Annotated in this window: 19 protein-coding genes and 1 pseudogene; 10 read left to right on the forward strand and 10 right to left on the reverse strand. The window is 70.3% G+C overall.

The genetic code is table 11. From position 1 onward, the window contains the following. Window positions 1-104: 104 nt before the first annotated feature. The 4 genes and pseudogenes from aroB to LBW94_RS02420 all read right to left on the reverse strand — a co-directional run bounded on the left by aroB (window position 105) and on the right by LBW94_RS02420 (window position 5,669). Complete coding sequence (gene aroB, locus LBW94_RS02405; protein WP_225056550.1) at window positions 105-1,223, reverse strand: 3-dehydroquinate synthase; 1,119 nt, start codon at window positions 1,221-1,223, stop codon at window positions 105-107. Window positions 1,224-3,360: 2,137 nt separating this feature from the next. Continuing rightward, window positions 3,361-3,876, reverse strand: a pseudogene (locus LBW94_RS02410) (shikimate kinase); the annotation flags it as partial. Between the two features lie 3 nt (window positions 3,877-3,879). Continuing rightward, window positions 3,880-5,091, reverse strand: a complete 1,212-nt coding sequence (aroC, locus tag LBW94_RS02415; protein WP_225056548.1) for a chorismate synthase — start codon at window positions 5,089-5,091, stop codon at window positions 3,880-3,882. 134 nt (window positions 5,092-5,225) lie between these two features. After that, entirely contained in the window at window positions 5,226-5,669 is a 444-nt protein-coding gene (locus LBW94_RS02420) for a prepilin peptidase (protein ID WP_225056546.1), read from the reverse strand. A gap of 128 nt (window positions 5,670-5,797) precedes the next feature. Here LBW94_RS02420 and LBW94_RS02425 point away from each other — a divergent pair, with 128 nt between their 5' ends. The 4 genes from LBW94_RS02425 to LBW94_RS02440 are packed head-to-tail and all read left to right on the forward strand — an operon-like array spanning window position 5,798 to window position 8,294. Next, the gene (locus tag LBW94_RS02425; protein WP_225056544.1) at window positions 5,798-6,919 is read left to right on the forward strand and encodes a M24 family metallopeptidase; all 1,122 of its coding nucleotides are present in this window, start codon (window positions 5,798-5,800) and stop codon (window positions 6,917-6,919) included. 33 nt (window positions 6,920-6,952) lie between these two features. Further along, window positions 6,953-7,516, forward strand: coding sequence for an elongation factor P (gene efp, locus LBW94_RS02430; protein ID WP_225056542.1), 564 nt, complete (start codon window positions 6,953-6,955; stop codon window positions 7,514-7,516). A 4-nt stretch (window positions 7,517-7,520) separates the two neighbouring features. Then, window positions 7,521-8,036, forward strand: coding sequence for a transcription antitermination factor NusB (gene nusB / locus LBW94_RS02435; protein ID WP_225056541.1), 516 nt, complete (start codon window positions 7,521-7,523; stop codon window positions 8,034-8,036). After that, complete coding sequence (locus LBW94_RS02440) at window positions 8,037-8,294, forward strand: YciI family protein (RefSeq protein WP_225056540.1); 258 nt, start codon at window positions 8,037-8,039, stop codon at window positions 8,292-8,294. A 47-nt stretch (window positions 8,295-8,341) separates the two neighbouring features. On the opposite strand, the gene LBW94_RS02445 is transcribed toward LBW94_RS02440, so the two are convergent. Beyond that, window positions 8,342-9,325 carry a quinone oxidoreductase family protein gene (locus LBW94_RS02445; protein WP_225056539.1) on the reverse strand — a complete coding sequence of 328 codons (984 nt, stop codon included), beginning with the start codon at window positions 9,323-9,325 and terminating at the stop codon, window positions 8,342-8,344. A gap of 85 nt (window positions 9,326-9,410) precedes the next feature. On the opposite strand from LBW94_RS02445, the gene LBW94_RS02450 reads away from it, so the two are divergent. Together LBW94_RS02450 and LBW94_RS02455 are read left to right on the forward strand one after the other, a co-directional pair. Further along, window positions 9,411-9,983: a TetR/AcrR family transcriptional regulator gene (locus LBW94_RS02450; protein WP_225056538.1), complete on the forward strand. Its 573-nt coding sequence runs from the start codon at window positions 9,411-9,413 to the stop codon at window positions 9,981-9,983. A 63-nt stretch (window positions 9,984-10,046) separates the two neighbouring features. Further along, complete coding sequence (locus LBW94_RS02455; protein WP_225056537.1) at window positions 10,047-10,709, forward strand: PaaI family thioesterase; 663 nt, start codon at window positions 10,047-10,049, stop codon at window positions 10,707-10,709. A gap of 6 nt (window positions 10,710-10,715) precedes the next feature. Here LBW94_RS02455 and LBW94_RS02460 read toward each other — a convergent pair whose 3' ends face one another. Further along, a complete protein-coding gene (locus tag LBW94_RS02460) occupies window positions 10,716-11,957 on the reverse strand; it encodes an SLC13 family permease (RefSeq protein ID WP_225056536.1) in 1,242 nt (413 codons plus the stop codon). 76 nt (window positions 11,958-12,033) lie between these two features. Here LBW94_RS02460 and LBW94_RS02465 point away from each other — a divergent pair, with 76 nt between their 5' ends. Next, window positions 12,034-12,249 (forward strand): hypothetical protein, encoded by a 216-nt coding sequence (locus tag LBW94_RS02465; RefSeq protein WP_225056535.1) that lies wholly within the window; start codon window positions 12,034-12,036, stop codon window positions 12,247-12,249. 110 nt (window positions 12,250-12,359) lie between these two features. Here the strand turns inward: LBW94_RS02465 and LBW94_RS02470 are convergent, their stop codons facing one another. Further along, on the reverse strand, window positions 12,360-13,499 hold the full coding sequence (locus tag LBW94_RS02470) for a serpin family protein (protein ID WP_225056534.1): 1,140 nt from the start codon (window positions 13,497-13,499) through the stop codon (window positions 12,360-12,362). 336 nt (window positions 13,500-13,835) lie between these two features. Between LBW94_RS02470 and LBW94_RS02475 the strand changes: the two genes are divergently transcribed. Together LBW94_RS02475 and LBW94_RS02480 are read left to right on the forward strand one after the other, a co-directional pair. Then, window positions 13,836-14,384, forward strand: coding sequence for a DUF4334 domain-containing protein (locus tag LBW94_RS02475; RefSeq protein WP_225056533.1), 549 nt, complete (start codon window positions 13,836-13,838; stop codon window positions 14,382-14,384). A gap of 78 nt (window positions 14,385-14,462) precedes the next feature. Then, window positions 14,463-15,695 (forward strand): FAD-dependent oxidoreductase, encoded by a 1,233-nt coding sequence (locus tag LBW94_RS02480; protein ID WP_225056531.1) that lies wholly within the window; start codon window positions 14,463-14,465, stop codon window positions 15,693-15,695. A gap of 297 nt (window positions 15,696-15,992) precedes the next feature. On the opposite strand, the gene LBW94_RS02485 is transcribed toward LBW94_RS02480, so the two are convergent. Continuing rightward, window positions 15,993-16,844: an NAD(P)H-binding protein gene (locus tag LBW94_RS02485; protein ID WP_225056530.1), complete on the reverse strand. Its 852-nt coding sequence runs from the start codon at window positions 16,842-16,844 to the stop codon at window positions 15,993-15,995. An 86-nt stretch (window positions 16,845-16,930) separates the two neighbouring features. Here LBW94_RS02485 and LBW94_RS02490 point away from each other — a divergent pair, with 86 nt between their 5' ends. Next, window positions 16,931-17,740, forward strand: coding sequence for a helix-turn-helix domain-containing protein (locus tag LBW94_RS02490; RefSeq protein ID WP_225056529.1), 810 nt, complete (start codon window positions 16,931-16,933; stop codon window positions 17,738-17,740). Between the two features lie 208 nt (window positions 17,741-17,948). On the opposite strand, the gene LBW94_RS02495 is transcribed toward LBW94_RS02490, so the two are convergent. Beyond that, window positions 17,949-18,380: an SRPBCC family protein gene (locus LBW94_RS02495; protein ID WP_225056528.1), complete on the reverse strand. Its 432-nt coding sequence runs from the start codon at window positions 18,378-18,380 to the stop codon at window positions 17,949-17,951. Between the two features lie 18 nt (window positions 18,381-18,398). Next, a complete protein-coding gene (locus LBW94_RS02500) occupies window positions 18,399-19,112 on the reverse strand; it encodes an HD domain-containing protein (protein ID WP_225056527.1) in 714 nt (237 codons plus the stop codon). Window positions 19,113-19,389: the final 277 nt, after the last annotated feature.

The raw sequence follows: 19,389 nt of genomic DNA on the forward strand, positions 1-19,389 counted from the left end.
CAACTCACCTGGTCAGCCCAGTCGAGGACCTGCGCCCGGCCGGAGCTATCGGCTGGGCTCGTTGTCCGGCGCGGCCGGAAATCTTCGGCCGGGCCCCGCGACCGTCAGAGCAGCACCGCGCCGCCGTCACCGCTGGATTCGCGGCCGATGGCGGCATACGCCGCGACGAGCAGGCTCGGATCCGGTCCCTCCAGACGGCCGGGTTTCCCCAGGCCGTCGAGGACGACGAAGCGCAGCACGCCCGCACGGGTCTTCTTGTCGGTCTGCATGGTGTCCAGCAATTGCGGCAGTGCGTCCGCGTCGTAGCTGACCGGCAGGCCCACGCTGGTGAGGATGCTGCGGTGCCGGTCGGCGGTGGCATCATCGAGCCGCCCGGCCAGCCGGCCCAGCTCCGCGGCGAACACCAGCCCCACCGCGACCGCGGCGCCGTGCCGCCACCGGTACCGCTCCCGGCGCTCGACCGCGTGGCCGAGCGTGTGACCGTAGTTGAGGATTTCGCGCAGGCTGGATTCCTTGAGGTCCGCGGCCACCACATCGGCCTTCACCTGGATCGAACGGCGGATCAGTTCCGGCAGCACCTCCCCGGTCGGATCGAGCGCGGTCTGCGGATCCCGCTCGATCAGGTCCAGGATCACCGGGTCGGCGATGAAACCGGTCTTGATGATCTCGGCCATCCCCGCGACGATCTCGTTGCGCGGCACCGTCTCCAGCGTCGCCAGATCGACCAGCACCGCCGACGGCTCGTGGAAGCAGCCGACCAGATTCTTGCCCGCCTCGGTATTGATCCCGGTCTTACCTCCCACGGCCGCGTCGACCATCGCCAGCAGCGTGGTCGGCACGTGCACGACCTTCACCCCGCGCATCCAGGTGGCCGCCACGAATCCGGTCAGATCGGTGGCCGCGCCACCCCCGAGACTCACCACGACGTCCTGCCGGGTCAGCCCGATCCGCCCGAGCACCTCCCAGCAGTACCCCGCGACCGGCAGTTCCTTCCCCGCCTCGGCATCCGGAATCTCGATCCGATGCGCGTCGATCCCCTTGTCCGCCAACGCCTGCCGAACCACCTCGGCGGTCTCGGTGAGCGGCGGCTGATGGAAGATCGCGACCGTGCGCACGCCGCGATGACCGGTCACCTGATCGACCAGGTCGCTCAGCAGTCCACGCCCGATGATCACCGGATACGGTGCGGCGGTGCGAACCTCGATGCGGGTCGGCTCACTCATGGGCGTGCGGCTCCGATTCTGCTAGCGCTGATGGGAAACTGATCCGGTCGCCGGGCGACCCATACGAATCACCGTGCTGGGCAACCACATTCGCCACCGATCCGGACGAAACGACCCCATTCGGGACACCGACGCCCGTGACCCCGGCAGATTCCGCGACGACCTGCGGCCCGGCGAGAGAGTCCGCCGCAGGCTGTGGGTCCATGGCCGCCCCGGTCGCGACGGTCCCGGCTGGGACGGTGGCGCCCGCGGTCCCGGCGGATTCCGCTGCGATCCGTGGCCCGGCGACTGAATCCGACGCTGGTTGTGGGTCGGCGGTCGGCCCGGCCGCGACGGTGGGGCTCGTGGTCGCGGCGGATTCCGCGGCGTTTTGTGGCCTGGCGGCAGCATCCGCCGCTGGCTGTGGGTCGCCGGTCCCCCCGGGTGCGACGGTCCCGGCTGGGACAACGTCGCTCGTGGTCCCGGCGGATTTCGTGGCGATCTGTGGCCCGGCGACTGAATCCGCAGCCGACTGTGGGCCAGCGATCGTCGCAACTCTGGAGGTGGCAGTGGAATCCATGGCAGCGGCGAGGTGCGCGGCGATGCCGGAACCCGTGGTGGTGGTCGTGCTCGGGGCGTTCTGCGGGCTGGTGATCGGGTCTGTCGCGGTCTGTGCGGCTGTGGCCGTGGCGATTTCCACTCGGGAGACGGTGCCGGAATCGGTGGCGTCTGTGTCCGCGGTGGCTTGCGGGCCGGTCTCCGCGTCTGCTGAGGGCCATCGAGCACTGGCTATATCTGTCGCCACTTCTGGGACAGCGGTGGATTCCGTAGCGGCGGTTGGGTATCGAGTGGCGGCGGCAGCCTCGACAAGCCGAGCGGCGATGGCCGGGTCGGTTGTGGCCTGGAGTGTGGCAGTGGTACCTGCGGCGTCAGCTGGTTGCCGGGCAGCGGTTGGCGTCGGGGGAGGGACCGGTTGCTGGGCGGCAGAATCCGTGGTGGTCCGTTCGACGACCGAGGGCGCCCTGGTGGCCACCGGTTCCGAAGTGGCGGTGTCGGCCGTCGCGGCCTGCGGCGGGATGGCCTGATCGGTCGTGGCCGGGTGCGAGAGGTCGGCGGAATCCGTGGCGGCGGTCCGGTCCGTGGTCGACGGTGGTATGGGTGGGCCGGAGGGGCGTCGTGCGGTTCGCCGCTGGGAGCGGCGGGCGTTGCCCTCGGGCGTGCTTTCCGGTATCCGGCCGTCGGTAGTGGTCGATCCGGAGTTGTGTGCGAGCGCGGCGAGGGTCGCCGCCGGTGCGGGTCGCTGATCGCGGCCGCGACGGGATCGATTGCCGGGATCGGTGTTTCGCGATCCGGTCGAGGGGTTGCCGTCGACGCTCGTCGATGGATCGGTCGAGCTGCCGCGTGATCGGTTGCCGGACTGGGGGTTTCGCGGTGCCGAGTTCGCGCTGTCCGATGTCGCGGGATCGGTGACTGCCGCTCCACGTGCACGGCTGCGGCGGGATCGGCTGCTCGACCGGGCGTGTCGTATATCGGCGGGCGCGGTGGCGATGTCACCGGCGGTCGACGGTGTGGCGTCGGATGCGGCGGTGATGTCCGATGTGGTTCGCGTGCTGTCGGATTCGGTGCCGGAACTCGGTGCCGTCGATGACGGTCGGCCGGACCCGCCGGCGGACACGGCCGGCGACGCGTTGCCGGACACGGCCTGCGGATTCGATGCCGGCCGGGGGAGGGCCTCGGACGCATCCGGTGTGGAGCCGTGGGCGGCCGTGTCGCAGGGCGAGGGCGTCTCGGCCGAGGTGCCGCGGCGTCGGCGTCGGGGGCGGCGTCGGCGTCCGCTGGGGGCAGGGTCGGCACCGGTGCGGGCAACGGCGGCGATGGGGGAGTCGGTGCCGGATTCGGTTGTGGCCGTGCTGGTATCGGTCGAGTCAGTCTCGGGGGCGGCCGGTGTGGTCGCGCCGCGCGAACGGCGGCCGCCGCGCCGGGTTCGGCGTTTCGTGGCCGGGGTACCGGGTTCGGTCAATAAGGCGGAGTCGGCGGCGGGCGAGGTGCCCGCAGCAGCTGTCTCGGTGGTGCGGCCGCGACGGCGGCGCGGGCGGGAACGCGCGAGGCGCGGGGTTTCCGCTTCCGGTTCGGCGACGGGCACGATCGACTCGAGGTCGAGCTTCGTCATGATGTTGCGCACCACGCGGCCCGGACTGCGGCCGTCGGTGCGGACTCGCACCGAGGCGACCTCGCGGTACAGCGGCCGCCGATGGCGCATCAGCGTGCGGTACTTCTCGTCCGGATCGTCGCCGGCCAGCAGCGGGCGGTTGTTGTTGCCCCCGGTGCGGCGCAGGCCCTCGGCGATGCTGATTTCCAGGTAGACGACGGTGCGGCCCCGGAGCAGGTCGCGGGTGGCCGCCGACAGGATGGCGCCACCGCCGAGCGAGACGATGCCACGTTCGGCGAGGATGGCACGTCGTACCACGCGTTCCTCGATGCGCCGGAATTCCGGCTCACCGTCGGTGGCGAAGATGTCCGGAATGGTCCGTCCGGTCTCGGCCTCGATCCCGGCATCGGTGTCGAACAGGTCGACCCCGAGTTCCTTGGCCAGCTTGCGGCCGATCGTCGACTTGCCCGCTCCGGGCGGCCCGACCAGAACCACGCACGGACGGCGCGGGTCGGTCTGCACGATCAACTACGCCTCCTGCGTGACCGGGCCCGCGACATGCGGGCGGGCGGCGATCCGCTTCAGGTAGCCGTCGACGTTGCCGACCGTCTCCGGCAGCGAATCCCCGCCGAACTTCTCCAGCACCGCCTGCGCGACGACCAGCGCCACCATCGCCTCGGCGACGACACCCGCGGCGGGTACCGCGCACACGTCCGACCGCTGATGGATGGCGACGGCCTCGTCGCCGGTGGCCATGTCGACCGTTGCCAGTGCCCGCGGCACGGTGGAGATCGGCTTCATGGCGGCCCGTACCCGCAGCGTCTCACCGTTGGTCATGCCGCCCTCCAGGCCACCGGCCCGGTTGGTGGAGCGCAGCACGCCGTCGGGGCCGGGCCGCATCTCGTCGTGCGCCTGACTACCGCGGCGGCGGGCGGTCTCGAAACCGTCGCCCACCTCGACACCCTTGATCGCCTGGATACCCATCAGCGCCGCCGCCAGCCGCGAGTCGAGCCGGTTCTCACCACTGGAGAACGAGCCCAGTCCGATCGGCAGGCCCTCGATGACGACCTCGACCACGCCGCCGAGGGTGTCACCGTCCTTCTTGGCCGCTTCGATCTCGGTGATCATCGCCGCCTCGGCCGCCTTGTCGAAGGCGCGCACCGGCGACTCGTCGATCGCCGCGAGGTCGGCGGCGGTGGGGACCAGCCCGGCGGCGGCCGCGGCCGTGCCGATCGACACCACGTGCGAGATGACCTCGACACCCAGTGCCTGCCGCAGGAACTGCCGCGCGACGGTGCCGACGGCGACCCGTGCCGCGGTCTCCCGGGCGCTGGCGCGTTCCAGCACCGGGCGGGCGTCGTCGAAGCCGTACTTGAGCATGCCGGCGTAGTCGGCATGGCCGGGCCGCGGCCGGGTCAGCGGGGCGTTGCGGGCCAGTTCGGCCAGCTCCGCCGGGTCGATCGGGTCGGCGGCCATCACCTGGGTCCACTTCGGCCACTCGGAGTTGCCGATCTGGACGGCGATGGGACTGCCCATCGTGCGACCGTGGCGAACACCGCCGAGGATGGTCACCTGGTCGGCCTCGAATTTCATCCGGGCGCCGCGCCCGTAACCGAGGCGGCGGCGCGCCAGTTGCGTGCCGATATCGGCGGAGGTCACCTCGACCCCGGCCACCATCCCCTCGAGGATGGCGACGAGGGCGGGACCATGGGATTCTCCAGCAGTAATCCAGCGCAACACATATCTATCTTTCCATGTCAACGCCGGTCGTCCGACACACGGCCCGGTGTGATGCGCGCGGTGGCCGCCGGCCGATGCCCGCGCAGCGCCATGACCACCGGAGATGGGAGCGCCGCAGCCGGCCGCCGGGCGCGTCACGCGACCCACCCCAGCGCGGCGAGGGTACAGGCGCACATGGCCGGTCCGTGCGGGACCACGCCACCGCCGGGTGATCTCAGAATGCTCCGTGCCCCGCCGAACAGTGCGGTGACCACCGGCGCCCCGAGCGCCGACCAGACCCACGCGGCCGCTCCTCCCTGCGCCGCCGCCGCGCCGAGCCCCACCGCGAGCTTCACGTCACCGGCCCCGCAGGCGGACGGAACCACAAGGTGCACAACCAGATACGGACCCGCCAGCAGCAGCGCGCCGAGCAGTGCGGGCATGAACCGGCCGGTGACCGCCGCGTACCCGAGGACGGCGGCGGCGCCGGTGCCGGTCAGCAGATTCGGTAGCCGCCGGGTGCGCAGATCGGTGGTGGTGAGCAGTACGCACCACGCGATCAGCAGTGCGCGGGCGAGGACGGTTGCGATAGCGGACATGCCATCAGGGTGGTCGTTTCCGCCGCCGGAAAGGGGGTGCGATCACAGAATGTGGACAACTTCGCGGCTGTGCACAGCTCCCCGCTGCGGTCGATCGTTCGTGACCCGACGGCGGTAGCGTGGAACTCATGTCTGTCGACCAGGGCGCGGGGCGCCCCAACTACGCCGCTCGCCGGGCCGCACTGCGCGATCTGCTGGTGGAGGCCGGGGCGGATGCCCTACTGGTGACCGATCTGATCAACATCCGGTACCTCACCGGATTCACCGGCTCGAATGCGGCGTTGCTGATCCATTCCTGGGACGGCGCCGAGGAGCGGACGGTGATCTGCACCGACGGCCGCTACGCCACCCAGGTCGGTGAGCAGGTGCCGGACCTGCGCGCGGAGATCGCCCGGGCCGTCGCCCGCCGGCTCGTCGAGCTGGCCGGGGAGTGGCAGGTCGGGCGGATCGGTTTCGAGAGTCACGTCGTCACCGTCGACCAGCACCGCGGCTTCCTGGACCAGGCCAGCGGATTGCAGTTCGTCCCCACGCCGGGCCTGGTGGAGCAGTTGCGGATGGTCAAGGATCCGTACGAGGTGGCCCAGCTACGGGCCGCCTGCGGTGCCGCCGACGCCGGTCTGGCCGCGCTGCTCGAGCGCGGCGGGCTGCGCCCCGGCCGGACCGAGCGGCAGGTGGCTCGCGAACTGGAATGGCTGATGTTCGAACACGGCGCCCAGGCGGTGTCGTTCGAGACGATCGTCGCCGCCGGGGCCAACTCCGCGGTACCGCACCACCGGCCCACCGACGCCGTGCTGGCCACCGGCGATTTCGTGAAGTTCGATTTCGGTGCCGTGGTCGGCGGCTACCACTCCGATATGACCCGTACCTTCGTGCTCGGCGCGGCCGAGGACTGGCAGCGGGAGGTCTACACGCTGGTGTACGAGGCGCAGCGGGCCGGCCGGGAGGCGCTGCGGCCGGGCGTGCCGTGTGCCGAGGTGGACGCGGCGGCGCGTGCGGTGATCGACGGGGCCGGTCACGGTGAGTTGTTCGTGCACGGGCTCGGCCACGGCGTCGGCTTGCAGATCCACGAAGCGCCGGGGATCGCCAAGACGGGCGCGGGTACACTCCTCGGAGGCGTGGCGGTCACCGTCGAGCCAGGTGTGTACTTCCCCGGCCGCGGCGGCGTCCGGATCGAGGATACGCTCGTGGTTCGCGAGGGGGGACCCGAGCTGCTCACGCTCACCAGCAAAGAATTGACCGTCGTCGATTGACGCCGGTTGCTACGAACAGGAGACCCGAGGACAGTGGCGGACACCAGTGACTTCAAGAACGGCATCGTGCTGCGCATCGACAATCAGCTCCAGCAGATTATCGAGTTCCAGCACGTCAAGCCGGGTAAGGGTCCTGCGTTCGTGCGGACGAAGCTGAAGAACGTCATCTCCGGCAAGGTGGTCGACAAGACCTTCAACGCCGGTGTGAAAGTGGAGATCGCCAACGTCGACCGCCGCGACATGACCTACCTGTACCACGACGGGTCGGACTACATCTTCATGGACGGCGACACGTTCGACCAGATCAACATCGGCGAGCGGGTCATCGGCAAGGCCGCCGGCTTCCTGCTGGAGAACATGCAGGTCCAGGTCGCGACCAACGAGGGTGAGGTGCTCTACGTGGAGCTCCCGGTCACCGTCGAGCTCGAGGTCTCGCACACCGAGCCGGGCCTGCAGGGCGACCGTTCCAGCGCCGGCACCAAGCCCGCCACCCTGCAGACGGGTGCGGAGGTCCAGGTGCCGCTGTTCATCAACACCGGTGACAAGCTGAAGATCGACTCGCGTGACGGCAGCTACCTCGGCCGCGTCAACGCCTGATCCGGTGGCAGATCAGCCCGGGGGCGACAAGAAGGCCCCGCACAAGAAACTCGGCGCTCGGCACAAGGCCCGTCGCCGTGCGGTGGACTTGTTGTTCGAGGCCGAGGCACGGGACATCGATCCCGCCGATCTGCTCGACGACCGGGTACAACTGGCGGCGAAGGACGACACCGTCGCGCCGGTGAATCCCTATACCCGCACCCTGGTCGAGGGCGTCGCCGACGACCTCGACCGGGTGGACGGCGCCATCGAGTCGTACCTCCAGGACTGGATGCTCCAGCGGCTGCCCGCCGTCGATCGCGCCATCCTGCGGGTGGCGGTGTGGGAGTTGTTCCACGCCGCCGACGTGCCGCCGGTGGTCGCCGTCGACGAAGCGGTGGAGCTGGCGAAGGAGTTGTCCACCGACGATTCCCCCGGCTTCGTCAACGGCGTTCTCGGCCGGGTCGTGGAAGTGGCGCCGCAGGTGCGCGCCGCCGCGGCCGCCACTCGCGCGGTTCCGCGCCCGGACGGTGAGGTGTAGATGTACAAATACCTGGTGCTGGCCCTGCGGACGCCGGACTGGACCGACGCGGTCGCCGAACCGCATCGGGATTGGCTGGCCGAGGTGCGCTCGACCGGAAATCTGGACTGCACCGGCCGTTTCACCGACGGCACCGGCGGCGCCTACGTGATCCTCGCCGAAAACCTCGATGCCGCACGCGAATTGGTCGCCACCGATCCGATCCACACCTCGGGTGCCTCCGAACTCGTGGTGTTCGAGTGGGAGATCACCGGCTGACGGTCCGGCGGCCCTGCCCCGGTCATCGCCGGCCGGGGCGAATCATCTCATCCCGCAGCGTGATTCGGGCGCAGGATGATCGTCCCCACCGTGGCCCGCTGCTCGATCAGGTGGTGGGCCCGCGCGGCCTGATCCAGCGGGAGTACGGGCCCGAGCATCGGGCGGAGTGCGCCCGTCGCGGCGAGTTCCAGGGCCGCGCCGCGTGCCGCCGCGACCCGGCCCAGCCACGCTGGGCCCGCGCAGCCGGAATAGGTGAGGCCGGCGGCCATCAGATCGGTGGCGGTCACCTCCGCCGGGCTGCCGGACAGCTGCCCGTACCCGAGGATGCGTCCGGTCAGGGGTGTCAGCGCGGGCAGCAATCGAGCCGCGGTCCGGCCGCCGATGGCGTCGAAGACGATATCGATCGTCGCGTCACCCAGTACGTCGCGCAGCCGCTCCGGCCAGTCCGGATCGTGGTGATCCAGCACCTCGTCGGCCCCGAGCGCGCGGGCGCTGTCACCCTTGCGCGGGCCACCCGCCGTCGCGATGACGCGCGCGGCGCCGAATCGCCTCGCCAGCTGGGTCAGCGAACCCCCGACCCCGGCCGCTGCCGCTTGTACCAGCACCGTCTCGGTGCCACTCAGCGCCGCGGTCTCGAGCAGCGAGATCGCGACCGAGCCGCCCATCAGCACCGCCGCCGCGGCGTCGGTATCCAGCCCGTCCGGGATCGGTGTGGCGAATTCGGCTGGTACGCAGACTTTCTCGGCATAGCCGCCGAGCCCGGCGGTGGCGGCCACCACGCGGGTGCCGCACAGGGCGGGGGCTGTTCCCGGTCCCACGGCGGTGATCACCCCGGCGGCCTGGAATCCGAACACCACCGGCATCGGCACGGGGAACGGGAAGGCTCCGGAGCGAAGCAGGGTTTCCGGATACAACACCGGAATCGCCGTGGTGTCCACCAGGATTTCGCCCGGACCGGGCCGTGGATCCTCGATCTCGCGGGCGATCAGCACCTCGGGCCCACCGGCTTCCGACATCAGGACTGCTTGCATGGCATCTCCATAACTGGACTATCGGTCAACTTATGCGGGCATACGATATGGACCGTCGGTCAACTTTGTCAAGGACGGTGGTGACATGGCCGGAGAGCGGCCGAAAGAACGCGCGGATGCCGCCCGCAACCGTCGTGCGATCCTGGATGCGACGGCGGCGCTGCTGGCCGAGCAGGGCGCTGACGCGGTGACGATGGACCGGGTGGCCGCGGCGGCCGGAGTCGGTAAGGGCACCATCTTCCACCGCTTCGGCAGCCGTGCCGGATTGTTGCTGGAACTCATCGGCGAGCATGCCTACGCCCTGCGGGACGCGGTCGTGCAGGGGCCGCCGCCGCTCGGCCCCGGCGCACCACCGGGCGAGCGACTGCTCGCCTTCTTCGCCGCGTTCACCGACATGGTGGTCGACAACGCCGAACTGATGCTCGCCTACCAGGCGATGCCGCCGCACGCGGATGCCGAACAGCTGCATGTCTTTTGGAGTGAGCACGTCACCGCGCTGCTGGAGCAGGTGCGTCCGGACCTGGACGCGCAGATGGTCGGCGCCCTGCTGATGGCGCCACTGGGTGCGGAACTGTTGCCGCGACTGGCCCGCGCGGGGGAGAAGCAGCGGGTACGCGCCGCCATGCTGCAAGTGGTGGCGTCGGTCCTGCCCGGGTAACAGTGCTCACAGTCGGACGCGTGGATGCGGGCATCGGGAATGCTGGGCGATAACGTGATTCTTATGACTGAGAATCCTGCCGACGCACTGCCCAGCAGGGAACACCACGAGGGTGGCTTCCGGCCGATGCCGGGCCTGGACCGGCACGACCTGGTCGGCGACCTCCGTGGCGGACCTCATTTCGGGGAGTACATCGAGCAGGTGCGCGGGCTGATGGACCGGGTGCGGCTGTCCTGTCCGTCGGACGAGGCGGCACTGGCGGCGATCGCCCGGCTGAAGGAACTCAACGACCTGCTGGACGACACCGTGGTCGATGAGTGGTCGGTGCCCGGCTGGGTGCGCCGCGATCTCCCGGCGAACGGGAACATCACGCTGCCGCCGTTCGTCATCGATCACGCCGATCGTGACAATGTGGAGGCCCGGATCACCTTCCGCACCTCCCACCTCGGTGGTAACGCCGCCGCGCACGGCGGGCACATCGGTGTCGCCTTCGACAGCCTGCTCGGCACGATCGCCTCGCTCTACGGCGAATCACCCACGCGCACAGCGTCTCTGACCATCGACTACCGTTCGATCACACCGCTGAACAAGGAACTGACCGCCCGCGCCTGGACCGACCGGCGCGAGGGCCGCAAGATCTACGTGCTCGGCACCCTGTACGACGGCGATCGCCTGTGTGCCGAGGCGAACGGCCTGTTCCTGACCCTGAAGCCCGGCCAGCAGTAACCGCGGTCACCGCGTCCAGACCAGGGCCGCGGTCGCCGCGGCGGTCGCCGTCACGGCGAGTACGGCGCCACTGACGACGAAGCGGGCCATCGGCACCCGAGTTCCGTGCGTCCGGCAGAACTCCAGGCACAGCAGTGTCGCCAGCGACGCCCACGGCGTCAGCACCGAGCCGACATCGGTACCGATGAGCAACGCCAGCAACTGGGTGTGGTTCGCGGCCGGGATCACCGCCTCGCCCGCGGTGTAGGCCGGGAGGTTGTTGGCGAGGTTGGCCAGCCCCGCACCGGAAGCCGCGGCCCGGAAGGCTCCGGCGGCGCCCGGGTCGCTGCCGATGACATTCCGCATCAGGTGCGACAGGCCCAGCCGCCCCAGGGTCGGAACCACCAGGAACAGGCCGATCACGAAGACCAGCAACCGCCACGGGATCAGCGACCAGCGCAGCGCCGACCGGTCCAGGAATGCGAACGCCGCCACCGCGATCGCCGCCGCCACCGTGGCGGCGATGCCGATCCGGTCGCCGACGACCGGAATCGCCGCGATGAACAGCACGCACGCCGCCGCGGTCGCGTACAGCAGCGCTCGTTCCCGGCCACCCTCGGGCCGGATCGGCTCCGGCGGCAGGTATCGGTCCACGCCACGGCTGCCCCGCCGCCAGTACCACAACCAGAGGCACGCCATGGTGACCGCGATCGACGCCACCTGCGGCAACCACATCGCCGCGGCGAAATCCGTGCCGTCGAGCCCGACTCGATTCGCGGCCAGCAGATTGGTCAGATTCGACACCGGCAACAGCACACTCGCGGTATTGGCCAGCCAGAGCGTCGTCATCGCCAGCGGTAGCGGCGGGATACGAGCCGGCCCCGCCAGCGCCAGCATCACCGGGGTGAGCAGCACCGCGGTGGTATCGAGATTCAGCACCATCGTGGTCGTCGCCGCGAACAGCACGCACAACAGGAACAACGCCACGTAGTTGCCCCGGCCGATGATCGCGAGCCGATGCGCGATCACATCGAAAACCTGTGCCTGACGAGCCAATTCGGCCAGCACGATGACACTGCCGAGGAACAGCAGCAGCGGTCCGATCCGCCGCAGATTCGCCGCCGCATCCGCCCGCGGCAGCAACCCGGTGGCGACACACAACCCACCCGCGACCAGCAGCCCGATCCGGACCCGGTCCAGCATCCCGACCCGCTGCCACCATCGAGGTTCGGCCGCAGCCTGGATGGGTGTTTCGGATTGCTCGGACACCCCACCATCTTCGCAAGCCGCACCGTGCCGATTCGTTCGCGGGGTATTCGCCGAATTCGCCGCCGCGGCCATGTCGGTGCCTGCGCCTGTCGCCGACGAGCGTGACTGCCGGGTGCGCTGGTGGCCACAGCAGTCCGAATCGGTCACCTGTGTGCTGTGGTCGACCTGGCGGGCGATCTCTGCGGCCACGAACTGTTCGGGTGCGGAGACCGATGCGCCGGTCGAGCGGGCCGGTCTGGCGAGGCGATCGCTGGGCCGGTCCGGTGAGGTGGCAGGCTGGCCGCTGTGGTGAGGTGGTGGGCCGGCAATCGTCGCAGTGCGACGATGTAGCCGCCGCTGGGTCGGATCGTGAGGTGATGGCTCGGTCGCAGAGCGAGGTGCGGAGCGGCGGTTCAGCCCGGTTCAGGTGGGTGGCCGGGCGATCCAGCCGGCGACGACGACCAGTCCGGTGGGGCGGTGGACCGCGAGGAAGGCGAAGGGGCGGTCGAAGGTGACGGTGATCTCTACGGTCCGGCGCGGTGGGAACAGGGCTGCGGCGACGGCGAATCCGACGGCGGTGACGGCGGCCGCCTCGAAACCCTCGCGGGTGAAGCGGGCCAGGACGTTCTGACTTGCCCCGTCGACCGCCAGTGGGGTGGCGGATATGGCGGGGAAGTGGCCGCGCGTCGGGTCGGTGGCGGTGCGCAGGCCGAACAGCCCGGCGTTCGCCAGTAGATCGTGTTCGGAGCGGATCTCGAAGGGCGGCACTTGGATTCGCAGCGAATCCGACATAGCGCGGGTGGATTCGACGCGTAGCCCCGGGCCGCGGGTGCCGACGGGCAGGTCGCCACGCACCTCGACGCTGCCGTCGAGCGCGCCGAAACCGGTGGCCAGCACCGCTCCCGGCGTGCCCTCGCCCAGCAGCAGATGGACGTCGAGGTCGACGCTGCCGCGTACTACCACCCGGGTGACCGGTTCGGGGCCGGTCAGCACGGCCGCGTCGCCGAGTTGCTTGGTATAGCGCGACAGTCCGGGCCCGCGATGGCCGTGCCAGGGTCCGGCGGCCGGCTCCAGTACGTCGTCGTGGAACGGTTCGGACCAGGCGGTGCGGGCGACGACGGCGGTGGCCAGCAGCATCGCCGTCTCGGCGGTGAGGTCGAGCGGGAAGCGGGGGATCAGGCCCGCGGTGTGCTCCGACGCCCAGGTATCGAGGGCGGCCTGGTCGGTGAGCGGCTCGATCGTGCCGGGCGGCAGCGTGCCGGCCCAGCCGGGCCGCAGCTCGATGTCCCGGCGCACCCACAGGCCGAGTGCGGCGGCCACGGCCTCGGCCTCGGCGAGCGATTCGAGCAGGCGCAGCGCGCCCGCCTGCGCATCGGCCGCGGGCAGACCGGCGGCCGCGGCCAGCTCGGTGCGCGCCGGTTCGTCGGCGGCCCCGGCGAGCAGCCCGAGCAGCGGCCACACGCCGCATCCGGAGACGACGAAATCGTCACGACCGGCGGCGGCGCACCACCGGGCCGTCAGGTCGTTGGCGGCCGAGACATGTGGCAGGAGGCTGGTCTGCACCCGACCAGCCTAACCGTGCCCACCGACACCGAGGCGGAGGCGGAAGGGGTCCGGGCCCTCGCCGCCGGGTGTACGGGAGACGGCGAGGGCATCCGCGGACGCGGTACCGAACCACCGCCGATCCTGGTACCTCGAGTGCACTCGAGGTCAAGCGAAGGTGACCGGATCTCCGGCACTGCTGTTCATCGAGTAAGGTGGTTGTGGCGGTATCCGTTGGCGGGCAAGGCTTTCCGTCCCGGATGCGGCCGCTTTCGGGGCGTCGTCCGCGCTGCGATAGGGTGAGAGCGATTTCAGCGTTTGCTCTCACATCGAGCTCTCACTGTCGAGGAGGATGCGGTGCCCGGTGCAGCGCGGTTGCGGGAATTGCTGGACGGCGGCAGCACGCCCCAACAGGCATGGGAGCTGTTCGACAGTCTGCCCGCGGTACCCGTCACCCACATCGTCGGCAGCCGGTGGCGTGGCGCCGAGCTCGACACCGGACATCCCTGGGCCGGGGTGCTGGTCGGATCGGGTTGGTACGGTAAACAATTCGACGACGCCGACCGGGTGCAGCCACTGCTGTTCGCCGGTCCGGACAAGGTGGTCTTCCCGGTCGATCCGCGCCGGGCCCCGCTGGGGCTCGCCGGCCGGGTCCCACTGGTGACGCTGCGCCTGGCCCGGGCGGCGCTGCCACTGCTGCGTCCGGTGCTGCGGGCCCGCGCGCCCCGGGCCCGCCTGCGCGATCTCGAGTTCCGTGGAAAGGTCGGCGCGGCAATGGTGTACGACCACCTGCCGATCATCGACATGTTCCGCTGGGTCGACGACGACACCCTGCTCGGCGTGATGGACCTGCGCGGTATGACGGCGCCGTACTTCTTCACCCTGCGCCGCGACCGGGCCGAGTGACCGCGACACGCTCGGTTCGCCGGCCGCGGCGCTAGCATCGACGCGACAACCGCCGTACCAGCGACGGAAGGCGCCGAAATGGAACGGACCAGCTGTCTCGTGGCCGGTGGCGGCCCCGCGGGAATCGTGCTCGGCCTCCTGTTGGCCCGGGCCGGGGTCGAGGTCACCGTCCTGGAGAAACACGCCGATTTCCTGCGTGATTTCCGTGGTGACACCGTGCATCCCACCACGCTCGATCTGCTCGACGAACTCGGTCTGGGCCGGGAGTTCGCGAAACTGCCCGCACGGCACATGACCGACATCCAACTGCCGATCCGGGGCCGGATGGTCCGCCTCGCCACGCTCACGCACCTGCCCGGCAGGCACAAATACATCGCCATGGTCCCGCAGTGGGATCTGCTGGATCTGCTGGCCCGTGCCGCCGATCGCGAGCCGACCTTCCGGTTGCGGATGAACACCGCCGCCACGGACCTGATCCGGGACGGTAAACGGGTCACCGGCGTGCGCTACCGCACCGCGGACGGCGCCACCGGTGAGATCCACGCCGACCTCACGGTCGCCTGCGACGGCCGCGGTTCGGTGCTGCGCGCCGCCGCGGGGCTGAGCCTGCGGCAATGGTCCACACCCATGGACGTGTGGTGGTTCCGCTTCCCGCGCAACGACACCGATCCGGCCGGTGCGGTGTGGATGGTCACCGCGAACCGTTTCGCACTGCTGCTGGACCGGGGCGAATACTGGCAGTGCGCCACCGTCATCCGCAAGGGCGCCGACGCGGTGCTGCGGCAGGCCCCGGTCGCCGACATCATGCGCACGATGATCACGGTGGCGCCCTGGCTGGCCGATCGGATCGACGCCGTACACGACTGGGACGAGGTGAAACTGCTCGACGTCAAACTCGACCGGTTGCACCGCTGGTACGCCGAGGGCCTGCTGTGCCTGGGCGACGCCGCGCACGCGATGTCGCCCATCGGCGGTGTCGGCATCAACCTGGCCGTTCAGGACGCCGTCGCGGCCGCGCGGATCCTCGCGCCGAAGCTGCTCTCCCACAACATCACCGAGGCCGATCTGGCGCGGGTGCAGCGCCGCCGCCTCGTACCCACGATGGTGACTCAGGACATGCAACGGGCGGTCCACCGATTCGGTATCGAGCCCAGTCTGTCCGGTGCACTCGATATCTCGACCTTCGACCGGATTCCGTTGCCGCTGCGCGTGTTCCGCAGCCTCCCGGTCATCCGGACCCTCCCGGCCTTCCTGGTCGCCCGCGGCGTGCTACCCGAGCACGCACCGGATTTCGCACGCCGCCCGGAATGAACGACGTTCCGGCCCGTCCGTGTCCGGTGACCGCGCCGACAGCGTCTGCCGGGTAGACCGGGACCGGTCTCGCCCCGAGCATGCACCAGATTTCGCGTCGCTCGGAATGAGTGATGTCCGGGCCTGCCGGGTGCGGTAGCCGTGCCGACAGCTGTGCCGGGTGGGCCGAGACCGGTTCTGCGGGTTGCCGACCGAGCTGAAGGCGGCTCGCCGCGGCGCGGCATGGCGGCACCCGGGGGTCCGGCGGTGTCGCGCGGTGTGCCGTTCACACCGATGCTCACCGGAGCACGCGCGAGCTCAGTTCGCGGTGAAGGCGGACAGGTGGTCGGCCACCCACTGGGTGTAGGTGCGCGGTGCGCGGCCCAGCACCGCTTGCACGTCGTCGGTGAGGGTGGCGTTGCGACCGTCGCGGATGAAGGCCGTCCCCTGCTGGACGCCGTCGATGTAATCGGCCGGTAGGCCGGCGGTGGCCATGCGGGCCCGCACCTCGTCGTCGGTCAGGTCGACGACCTCAACCGGGCGTCCGAGCGCCGAGCCGAGCACCGCGGCCTGGTCGTATTCGGACAGGGCTTCCGGGCCGGTGAGGGTGTAGGTGTGCCCGGTGTGTGCGTCCGAGACCAGTGCGCGCACTGCCACCGCCGCGATGTCCTGCGGGTCGACGACGCCCTGGGCGCCGGTCCACGTCCGGCTCGGCACCGGTTTGCCGTGCCGGATGTCGTCGGCCCAGGCCAGGGAGTTGGTGGCGAAGGCGCTGGGGCGCAGGACGGTCCACTCCAGGCCGCTGTCCCGCAGCGCGCGCTCACCGGGCTCGTGCCAGGTGCCGATCCAGCCCAGCTCGGGATCACCGGTGCCGATCGCCGAGAGCTTGACGGCCCGGCGCACCCCCGCCGCCCGCGCGGCCGCGACCAGCCCCGGGTCGGCGTTGCTGTGCGGTCCGAACACCCCCACCAGGAACACCGCGTCGACACCCGCCATCGCCGCCGCCACCGCATCGCGATCGGCGTAATCACCACCCACGACCTCGACCCCGTCGGGGACCGTCGCCGCGCCCGGGTTCCGGGTCAGTGCCCGCACCTGCTCACCGCGTTGCGCCAACTGCCGGATCAGTTCACTGCCGATGGTGCCCGTCGCACCCGTAACCAGAATCATGCCGCCAGATTGCCGTGACGGCGACCTGCGGCGATAGGAAAAATCGGCACGGCCGCACCCCTCGCGCGCTGGCTACAGTGGATCCGGTGAGCACTCGTCTCGCCGGTCCGGTGCGCCTGGCGGAAACCTACGAACGCCCCCTCGGCGTTCCCCCCTCGTTGCGGTCCTGGTTCGCCGCGGCCGGGCACATTCCGATCCAGCTGCGGCAGCCGGATGCGCTCACCCACATTCCGACCGCGGCGACGACGGTGATCCTGCGCCGGCAGGCGCCGGACCATCAGGACGTGATGGTGATCGGCCCCCGCACCCGGGCCAGTTACCACGCCGCGAAAGCACCGGCCTCCTGTCTCCGCCTGCGGATCGCCCCCGGCGCGGTGCGCCCCCTGCTCGGGGTGGCCGCCGCCGAAATGACCGACCGGATCGTGCCACTGGCCGAATTCCCGGGCCCGCTGGCCGAATTCACCGATCGAATACTGCACGCCGCTGCGGACGGCGTGCTGCCGCTGTTGGAACACCAACTACCGCAACGCATCTCCGACGATCCGGCCGACCGCTCCCGCCGCGCGCTGCTCTCGGACGCGGCGACCCTGGTGGCCGACCGGATCGGCGTCTCCGAGGTGGCAGCCCGCCTCGCCGTCAGCGAACGCCAGCTGCGCAACCTGTTCACCTCGGGAATCGGCCTGTCACCCAAGCACTTTGCCCGAATCTCCCGGGTGCGGCGACTGCTGTCCGGCCCGGATGCCGCCCTGCTCGCCGATCTGGCCGCCGACGAGGGCTTCTACGACCAATCACATATGGCCGCCGACTTCCGGTCCCTCATGGGTGTCGCACCCTCCCGATTCTTCGAGGGCCGCCTCCCGGCGCCGGTCCCGTGCACGGCGCACCCGCGAGGCTGACCATCGGATCCCGGTGAACAGACGAATCCGATCGATACCGCATACCGTGCACATCGACGCCACCGGTCGTGGAAGTCGTCTCGCCCGAGCACAATTCGATGGGTGCGCACCGAGGGGGCCGTGGAGATATCGTAACCGGCCGTCATCTACGGGTGGCGGCGGTGAGATCAACGCGCCGAGCCGGTGCGGACAGGGCGAGGAGCCCCGCTCAGCGCGATTCGGCGCTGCGGCCGATGTCGCGGAGCATGCGGCGGACGATCATCCGGTGTGCCCCCGAGTCGATGACCAGCATTCGATAGACCCGGCCGTGCGGTCCGGGGAACGCCGCCGACGATCGAGCGGCGAGGATCGTGCCCGCCGGGTCGGCGGTGAGGGTGAAAGTCAGTACGTAGCGCGAGAATCGGTGCCGCCCGGCCAGAGTGAGGTGATCGTCCGGCTCGGATTCGGCCACGGCGAAACCGGGCACGGTCGCGCCCACATCGGGAAGGGTTCCGGACCGGGACCGCGGATCCGTGCCGACCATCCGGGTGAAGCGCCGGTCGACGCCCAGGCCGGTATGGCCGATCCAGTCGGTCAGCGCCGCCCAGACGGTAGCGGCCGGGGCGGGCACGGTGAGCCGGTGTTCGTCGATGAACGGCAACTCGGTGGTCAGTTCGGCCTACTTCGGGTCGAGAATGGCGCTGAAACGTTCCTCGGCCAGATCGAGTTGGCCGAGAATATGTTGTTTGACGTGGTCCGACAGCGGGGTGTCGGACCGGGTGACCAGATCACGGTAAATGGGGGTCATGGGCCGATACTTGGTGGCCAGGGGCCGCATCGCGGGCTCGGTGGCGTAGAGGATGCCCACCCCGTTGTCGGTGAAATCCGACAGCTTCACCACCCGCGCCCACGGATCGCGGCCGAGACTACTGGCGATGTGCTCCCGGTATTGCACATGTTTGTCGACCGCCGGGTCCGGTGGGGGATTGGTGACTGCGGCGACCAGCCCGGCGACGCGGGAGCCGAACCGGTCCCCGACCTCGGCCAGCGCGGCCTCGGTGCCGGAATCACCACGGGTACCGGCCAGTTCGGGGGCATGATCCTCGACGGCGTCGTGCAGTAGCCCGGCGACCGCGATATCCGTGTCGTACACCTGATAGTGGCTGATGATCCTGATCGCGACGCGGAGCAGATGATTCACATACGGCTCGCGCCCGTACCGGTCGTCCCGATGCAGATCGGAGGCGAGATCCAGTGCGGCATCGACCCGCTCGGGCTGGGGAAGCTTCTCCTTCTCGATGGCCAGCCGCTGACGTAGACCCTCTTCACCGTGGACCTCGCTGATGGCGTGCAGCGGCATCACGGCCAGAATTCCCGCCCCCGGAGTATTCATGGGGCCAATCTACCAGTCCGGTATGACATCCTGACCGCACTGTGGGCCGTGCCACCACCCGGCATCGCGACCTGTCACCGCAGGTCCGGCTGTGGTGCACCGGTCCGCCACCGCCCCTCCCGTGCGGTGCCCGGTGGTGGGAAACGGTGCCGGACAGAGGTTGTGAGCTGCCCGCGTTGCGGCGTTCGCGCGGTCACGGTGGTCGCAAGCGTGCCGATCATCTCGCATGACGACCGATGCCGGGTCGATCGGCGCACCCGGGCCGGGTCGATCGACA

Source organism: Nocardia sp. alder85J (assembly GCF_020176955.2).
Taxonomy (GTDB): domain Bacteria; phylum Actinomycetota; class Actinomycetes; order Mycobacteriales; family Mycobacteriaceae; genus Nocardia.